This window comes from Actinacidiphila sp. bgisy167 (genome assembly GCF_965342175.1).
Classification (GTDB): Bacteria; Actinomycetota; Actinomycetes; order Streptomycetales; family Streptomycetaceae; genus Actinacidiphila.
The window spans coordinates 1-7,474 of sequence record NZ_CBDRBL010000139.1 but is presented as its reverse complement, the minus strand read 5'-3'; the positions used below and the strand labels follow the sequence as shown (position 1 = coordinate 7,474).

Genomic DNA, 7,474 nt, shown 5'->3' with positions numbered 1-7,474 from the left:
CCCCCCCCCCCCCCCCCCCCCCCCCCCCCCCCCCCCCCCCCCCCCCCCCCCCCCCCCCCCCCCGCCGCGCCCCAGCCCACCCCCGCCGAGCGCGTCACGGGCGCCCAGTCCCTCATCCGTTCTCTCGAGGCGGTCGGCGCCGACACGGTGTTCGGCATTCCGGGTGGTGCGATCCTGCCCGCGTACGACCCGCTCATGGACTCCTCGAAGGTGCGCCACATCCTCGTCCGGCACGAGCAGGGCGCCGGGCACGCCGCCACCGGCTATGCGCAGGCCACCGGCAAGGTCGGCGTCTGCATGGCGACGTCGGGCCCGGGCGCGACCAACCTGGTCACCCCCATCGCCGACGCGCACATGGACTCCGTCCCCATCGTGGCGATCACCGGCCAGGTGGCCTCCAAGGCGATCGGCACCGACGCCTTCCAGGAGGCGGACATCTGCGGCATCACGATGCCGATCACCAAGCACAACTTCCTCGTCACCGACGCGGCCGACATCCCGCGCACCATCGCCGAGGCGTTCCACATCGCGTCCACCGGCCGCCCCGGCCCCGTCCTGGTCGACATCGCCAAGGACGCCCTCCAGGCGCAGACCACGTTCTCCTGGCCGCCCGCCACCGACCTGCCCGGGTACCGCCCGGTCACCAAGCCGCACGCCAAGCAGATCCGCGAGGCCGCCCGCCTGATCAGCGAGGCCAGGCGCCCCGTGCTGTACGTCGGCGGCGGTGTCCTCAAGGCCCGCGCCACCGGCGAGCTCCGGATCCTCGCGGAGCTGACCGGCGCCCCGGTCACCACCACCCTGATGGGGCTGGGCGCCTTCCCCGACAGCCACCCCCAGCACGTCGGCATGCCCGGCATGCACGGCTCGGTCTCCGCCGTCGCGTCCCTGCAGAAGGCCGACCTGATCGTCGCCCTCGGCGCCCGCTTCGACGACCGCGTCACCGGCAGGCTCGACTCCTTCGCGCCGAACGCCAAGATCGTGCACGCGGACATCGACCCGGCCGAGATCTCCAAGAACCGCGTCGCCGACGTGCCGATCGTCGGTGACGCCCGTGAGGTCATCGCCGACCTGATCGTCGCCGTCCAGGCCGACCACGACGCGGGCCGCCGCGGCGAGTACGGCGACTGGTGGAAGCTGCTGGACGGCCTGCGCGAGACCTACCCGCTCGGCTACGACCTGCCCGCCGACGGCAGCCTGTCCCCGCAGCAGGTCATCCAGCGCATCGGCGAGCTCGCCCCGGAGGGGACGCTCTTCGCGGCCGGTGTGGGCCAGCACCAGATGTGGGCCTCGCAGTTCATCTCCTTCGAGCGGCCCAACACCTGGTTCAACTCCGGCGGCGCCGGGACGATGGGCTACGCCGTTCCCGCCGCCATGGGCGCCAAGGCCGGGCGGCCCGGCGCGACCGTGTGGGCGATCGACGGCGACGGCTGCTTCCAGATGACCAACCAGGAGCTGGTCACCTGCGCGCTGAACGACATCCCGATCAAGGTCGCCATCATCAACAACGGCGCCCTCGGCATGGTCCGGCAGTGGCAGTCGCTCTTCTACAACGAGCGCTACTCCAACACCGTCCTGCACGCCGGCGAGACCAACGCGGGCCGCGGCTCGCACCAGGGCGTCAGCCAGAGCCCGCCCCCCGGCACCCGTGTCCCTGACTTCGTGAAGCTGTCCGAGGCCATGGGCTGCGTCGGCCTGCGCTGCGAGTCCCCGGACGAGCTGGACGAGGTCATCGCGAAGGCCAACGCCATCAACGACCGCCCGGTCGTCGTCGACTTCATCGTCCACGAGGACGCCATGGTGTGGCCGATGGTCGCCGCCGGCACCTCCAACGACGAGATCATGGCCGCCCGCGACGTCCGCCCCGACTTCGGCGACGCCGCGGACGACTGAGGACGACAGAGAAGCAGAGGAACGACGCGACATGTCCAAGCACACGCTCTCCGTCCTGGTGGAGAACAAGCCCGGCGTCCTGGCCAGGATCACCGCCCTGTTCTCCCGCCGCGGCTTCAACATCGACTCCCTCGCCGTCGGCACCACCGAGCACCCCGACATCTCCCGCATCACCATCGTGGTGAACGTGATCGAGGAGCTCCCGCTGGAGCAGGTCACCAAGCAGCTGAACAAGCTGGTCAACGTCCTGAAGATCGTCGAGCTGGAGCCCTCCGCGGCCGTCCAGCGCGAGCTGGTCCTGGTGAAGGTGCGCGCCGACAACGAGTCCCGCTCGCAGATCGTGGAGATCGTCCAGCTGTTCCGCGCCAAGACCGTGGACGTCTCGCCGGAGGCGGTCACCATCGAGGCCACCGGCGGCGCCGACAAGCTCGAGGCCATGCTGAAGATGCTGGAGCCCTTCGGCATCAAGGAGCTCGTCCAGTCCGGCACCATCGCGATCGGCCGCGGCGCGCGCTCGATCACCGACCGCTCGCTGCGCGCCCTCGACCGGACCGCATAGCGAGACCCCCAGACTTGATTCCGGCCCGCGCCCGTACGGTGTGGGCACCCCCGATCACCAAGGAGAGACCCGAAGTGGCCGAGCTGTTCTACGACGACGACGCCGACCTGTCCATCATCCAGGGCCGCAAGGTCGCGGTCATCGGCTACGGGAGCCAGGGCCACGCCCATGCGCTGTCGCTGCGCGACTCGGGCGTGGACGTGCGCGTCGGCCTGCACGAGGGCTCCAAGTCCAAGGCGAAGGCCGAGGAGCAGGGCCTGCGCGTGGTCACCCCCGCCGAGGCCGCCGCCGAGGCCGACGTCATCATGATCCTGGTCCCGGACCCGATCCAGGCGCGGGTCTACGAGGAGTCCATCCGGGACAACCTCAAGGACGGCGACGCGCTGTTCTTCGGGCACGGCCTGAACATCCGCTACGGCTTCATCAAGCCCCCGGCCGGCGTCGACGTGTGCATGGTCGCCCCGAAGGGCCCGGGCCACCTGGTGCGCCGCCAGTACGAGGAGGGGCGCGGCGTGCCGTGCATCGCGGCCGTCGAGCAGGACGCGACCGGGGGCGGCTTCGGGCTCGCCCTGTCCTACGCCAAGGCCATCGGCGGCACGCGTGCGGGCGTCATCAAGACGACCTTCACCGAGGAGACCGAGACCGACCTCTTCGGTGAGCAGGCAGTGCTCTGCGGCGGTACCGCGGCACTGGTCAAGGCCGGTTTCGAGACCCTGACCGAGGCCGGCTACCAGCCGGAGATCGCGTACTTCGAGTGCCTGCACGAGCTGAAGCTCATCGTCGACCTGATGTACGAGGGCGGCCTGGAGAAGATGCGCTGGTCCATCTCCGAGACCGCCGAGTGGGGCGACTACGTGACCGGTCCGCGCATCATCACCGACGCCACCAAGGCCGAGATGAAGAAGGTCCTCGCGGAGATCCAGGACGGCACCTTCGCCAACAACTGGATCGCCGAGTACAACGCCGGCCTGCCGAGGTACAACGAGTACAAGAAGGCCGACGAGAACCACCTGCTGGAGACCACCGGCAAGAAGCTGCGCAAGCTCATGAGCTGGGTGGACGAGGAGGCGTAAGCCTTCCGCCGCACCGCGTTCGCGCACGGTCCCAGGGGCGCCGAGCCCCCGGGACCGTGCGCTTTGGCCACCCCGTACACCCTCGTGCGGGTGATCCTTCCACGTTGTCGCAGGAGTCCGGGCCCGCCGCCGATACACTCCATTAACAAGCGCGTCAGGCTCACAGCGTCGTGCGTCTTCCACGCGGCATGCCATCCCCCTCCACCGCCTTCGGCCGTCGGGACGCGGCCGTTGACCTGGGACTAGTGAGGACTCACGTGAGCAACCCCGTCGTACTCATCGCTGAAGAGCTGTCGCCCGCCACCGTCGACGCCCTCGGACCGGATTTCGAGATCCGCCACTGCAACGGCGCCGACCGAGCCGAACTCCTGAGCGCGATCACCGACGTCGATGCCATCCTCATCCGCAGCGCCACCAAGGTGGACGCCGAGGCCATCGCCGCCGCCGCCAAGCTCAAGGTCGTGGCCCGGGCGGGCGTCGGACTCGACAATGTGGACGTCTCCGCCGCCACCAAGGCCGGCGTGATGGTCGTCAACGCGCCGACCTCCAACATCGTCACCGCCGCCGAGCTCGCCTGCGGTCTGCTGATCGCCGTCGCCCGCAACATCGCCCCGGCGAACGCGGCCCTGAAGCAGGGCGAGTGGAAGCGCAACAAGTACACCGGCGTCGAACTCGCCGAGAAGACGCTCGGCGTGGTCGGCCTCGGCCGCATCGGCGCCCTGGTGGCCCAGCGCATGTCGGCCTTCGGGATGAAGATCGTCGCGTACGACCCCTACATCCAGCCCGCGCGCGCCGCACAGATGGGGGTGAAGATCCTCAGCCTCGACGAACTGCTGCAGGTCTCCGACTTCATCACGGTGCACCTTCCCAAGACCCCGGAGACAGTGGGCCTCATCGGCGAGGAGGCGCTGCGCAAGGTCAAGCCGCACGTCCGCATCGTCAATGCCGCCCGGGGCGGGATCGTCGACGAGGAGGCGCTGTTCGCCGCCCTCAAGGAGGGCCGGGTGGGTGGCGCCGGCCTGGACGTGTACGGCAAGGAGCCGTGCACGGACTCGCCGCTCTTCCAGTTCGACAACGTCGTGGCCACCCCGCACCTGGGCGCCTCCACCGACGAGGCGCAGGAGAAGGCCGGCATCTCGGTCGCCCGCTCGGTGCGCCTGGCGCTCGCCGGCGAGTTGGTGCCGGACGCGGTCAACGTTCAGGGCGGGGTCATCGCCGAGGACGTCCGCCCGGGTCTGCCGCTGGCCGAGAAGCTCGGCCGGATCTTCACCGCCCTCGCGGGCGAGGTCGCGGTCCGGCTCGACGTCGAGGTGCGCGGCGAGATCACCCAGCACGACGTGAAGGTGCTGGAGCTCTCCGCCCTCAAGGGCGTCTTCGAGGACGTCGTCGACGAGACCGTCAGCTATGTCAACGCCCCGCTGTTCGCTCAGGAGCGCGGTGTCGAGGTCCGCCTCACCACCAGCAGCGAGTCGCCCGACCACCGCAACCTGGTCACCGTGCGGGGCACCCTCTCCGACGGCACCGAGGTGTCCGTCTCGGGCACGCTGGCGGGCCCCAAGCACATCCAGAAGATCGTCGCCGTCGGCGACGACGACGTGGACCTGGTCTTCGCCGACCACATGGGCTTCCTGCGCTACACCGACCGGCCCGGTGTCGTCGGCACCATCGGCCGCATCCTCGGCGACGCCGGCATCAACATCGCGGGGATGCAGGTCGCCCGCGACGAGGCCGGCGGCGAGGCACTGGTCGCGCTGACCGTCGACACCGCCATCCCGGCGCCGGTGCTGGCCGAGATCGCCGAGGAGATCGGCGCGACCTCGGCCCGCGCGGTCAATCTCGAGGACTGACGACCGGTTCGCTCCGCTGGGGGCGGCCGACCCGGGCGATCCGGGCCGGCCGCCCCTTCGCCGTCAGCGCCGTCAGCGCGGGGGAGCCCGGCCGGAAGCGCAGCGCCACCGCCGCCAGGAAGACCAGGCCGAGCACGGGGTAGGGAGAGGCGAGGGGCTGCAGCCACCACGCCAGGTGCAGATCGAGGTCGCCGGCCTTCGGCACGATCCACAGGGAGCGCGCCAGGAAGACCACCGCGGCCGCCCGCAGCGCCCAGCGCGGCGCCTCGGCGGCGAGCAGGATCAGCATCGGCACACACCACACCCAGTGGTGCGACCAGCTGATCGGTGTGATGAGCAGCGCTGTCACCGCGCAGCACACCACGCCCCAGGCCTCCCGGCCCAGCCGCCCCATGCGCACGGATACCGCGAGCCCCGCGCAGGCCACCACGAGGGTGGCGACCGCCCATACCGCGCCGGGGTGGGTGGTGTGCATGACCCGTGCGACCAGGCCCTGCAGCGACTGGTTGTCGACGATCCAGACCTTGCCGATGCGGCTGGTGTCGAAGACGCAGCGGGTCCAGTAGTCGACCGTCGCGCCGGGCAGTGCGAGCGCACCGAGCAGCGCGGTGCCGGCGAAGCCGGCCGCGGCGACCGCGGCCTCCTTGCGGCGGCCGGTCAGCAGCAGGTAGACCGCGAAGATCGCGGGCGTGAGTTTGATGCCGGCCGCCACGCCGATCGCGACGCCCTTGCCCCGGGCGCCGTCCGGCCTGCTCAGGTCCCACAGGACCAGCACGGCGAGCAGCAGATTGATCTGGCCGTAGAGCATCGTCTGGAAGACCGGCTCCAGCCACACCCCGAGCGCCATCGCCAGGACCACCACCACCCAGCGTGAGGCCCGCGCACGCGGCCACCCCGTCGCCCGGCAGGACAGGTGCGCGAGCACTCCCAGCAGCAGCAGGTTGCCGCCCATGAAGACCAGCTTGAGCAGCGGCACGGGCAGCCATGTCGTCGGCACGAACAGCAGCGCGGCGAAGGGCGGATAGGTCGCCGGAAGCTTCCATTCGGTGACGGTGAAGCCGTACAGGTCGGTGCCGTCGACAGCGGCCGCGCCCTCGGCGCGGTAGACCCGCATGTCCGCCATCGGCACGGACATGGACAGGCACAGCGCGGTGAACGCGGCCAGCGACACGAGCAGCAGCAGCCCCGCCAGGAGCAGTCTGCGGTCGGCGCGGCGTCTGCCCTGGGCGGCCGGCGGCGTCTTCCACAGCGCTGGGCGTTCGCGTCCGTGGGCCTCCGTGGAATGAGTCACCGGCTTCCGATCCCCTTGTTCCTTTGTCGGCGGTTCCGCGTGGCGGCGCGCGGTGCGGCGCGTCCACGCATGGTGTCAAGGTCTCGTCCCCGTTGTCACCGTCCCCGCTCGTCCCTCGGCCGGAGGGTGAGCCCACCCCGCCGCCTCGGGGCGGTCGGCGTCACGTCGACGACTGGGCCCGGGCCCCGCGTCACGTTACTTGTGCCCCCCTTGGTCGGCAACAGTCCGTTCAGTCCTCGAGCCCGGCGGTCTTGAGGGCCATGTGGAGCAGCAGTCGGTCCTCCCCGTCGTCGAGATCGAGGCCGGTCAGCCGTTCGACGCGGGACAGCCGGTAGTAGAGCGTCTGGCGGTGTATCCGCAGCTCCGCGGCGGCACGCCCGGCCTGCCCCGCGCGGTCGAGGTACACCTCGGCGGTGCGTGCGAGGTCGGCGTGCGAGGGGTCGAGCAGCGGGCGCACCGCCGCGTCCACCCCGGCGGCCGGCAGCGCTGCCAGCATCCGGTACGGGCCGATGGCGTCCCACTCCGCCGTGCGTCCGAGCCGCGGCTGGGCGCGTGCGGCACGGGCCGCGGCGACGGCCTCGTGCCACGCCTCGGGCAGTTCGGACAGTCCCTGGCGCGGGGTGCTGATCCCGGCCCGCGCACCAGGCTCCGCCGCCTTGCCGTTGCCCTCCATCAGCCGTGCGGCCGCGGTCAGGGCGGGCCCCGACATCGCCTGGGAACGCAGCCGTACGAGGGCGGCCAGCGCCGCGACCGGGGGCTCCGGCCGGATGCGCCCCCCGCCCTCCTGCGGCGGCACCACGCACAGCGCGGCGGC

The 7,474-nt window shown here is 71.4% G+C and carries 6 protein-coding genes; 4 read left to right on the top strand and 2 right to left on the bottom strand.

The features are described from left to right. The 4 genes from ACRWND_RS29675 to serA form a co-directional block, all read left to right on the top strand. The coding region (locus ACRWND_RS29675; RefSeq protein WP_431954874.1) for an acetolactate synthase large subunit at window positions 1–1,890 on the top strand (1,890 nt) is incomplete at its 5' end. A 31-nt stretch (window positions 1,891–1,921) separates the two neighbouring features. Beyond that, window positions 1,922–2,449, top strand: coding sequence for an acetolactate synthase small subunit (gene ilvN / locus ACRWND_RS29670; RefSeq protein WP_319163264.1), 528 nt, complete (start codon window positions 1,922–1,924; stop codon window positions 2,447–2,449). A gap of 74 nt (window positions 2,450–2,523) precedes the next feature. Further along, entirely contained in the window at window positions 2,524–3,522 is a 999-nt protein-coding gene (ilvC, locus tag ACRWND_RS29665; RefSeq protein WP_431954871.1) for a ketol-acid reductoisomerase, read from the top strand. A 257-nt stretch (window positions 3,523–3,779) separates the two neighbouring features. Next, the gene (serA, locus tag ACRWND_RS29660) at window positions 3,780–5,369 is read left to right on the top strand and encodes a phosphoglycerate dehydrogenase (RefSeq protein WP_431954869.1); all 1,590 of its coding nucleotides are present in this window, start codon (window positions 3,780–3,782) and stop codon (window positions 5,367–5,369) included. On the opposite strand, the gene ACRWND_RS29655 is transcribed toward serA, so the two are convergent. Together ACRWND_RS29655 and ACRWND_RS29650 are read right to left on the bottom strand one after the other, a co-directional pair. Then, on the bottom strand, window positions 5,353–6,660 hold the full coding sequence (locus tag ACRWND_RS29655) for a glycosyltransferase 87 family protein (protein ID WP_431954868.1): 1,308 nt from the start codon (window positions 6,658–6,660) through the stop codon (window positions 5,353–5,355). The genes serA and ACRWND_RS29655 overlap by 17 nt on opposite strands. A gap of 229 nt (window positions 6,661–6,889) precedes the next feature. Next, the coding region (locus ACRWND_RS29650; RefSeq protein ID WP_431954867.1) for a PucR family transcriptional regulator at window positions 6,890–7,474 on the bottom strand (585 nt) is incomplete at its 5' end.

What these genes read in the sequence shown, in the direction of transcription:
- ilvN (WP_319163264.1), top strand. Translation starts at nt 1,922, where the DNA reads ATGTCCAAGCACACGCTCTCCGTCCTGGTGGAGAACAAGCCCGGCGTC.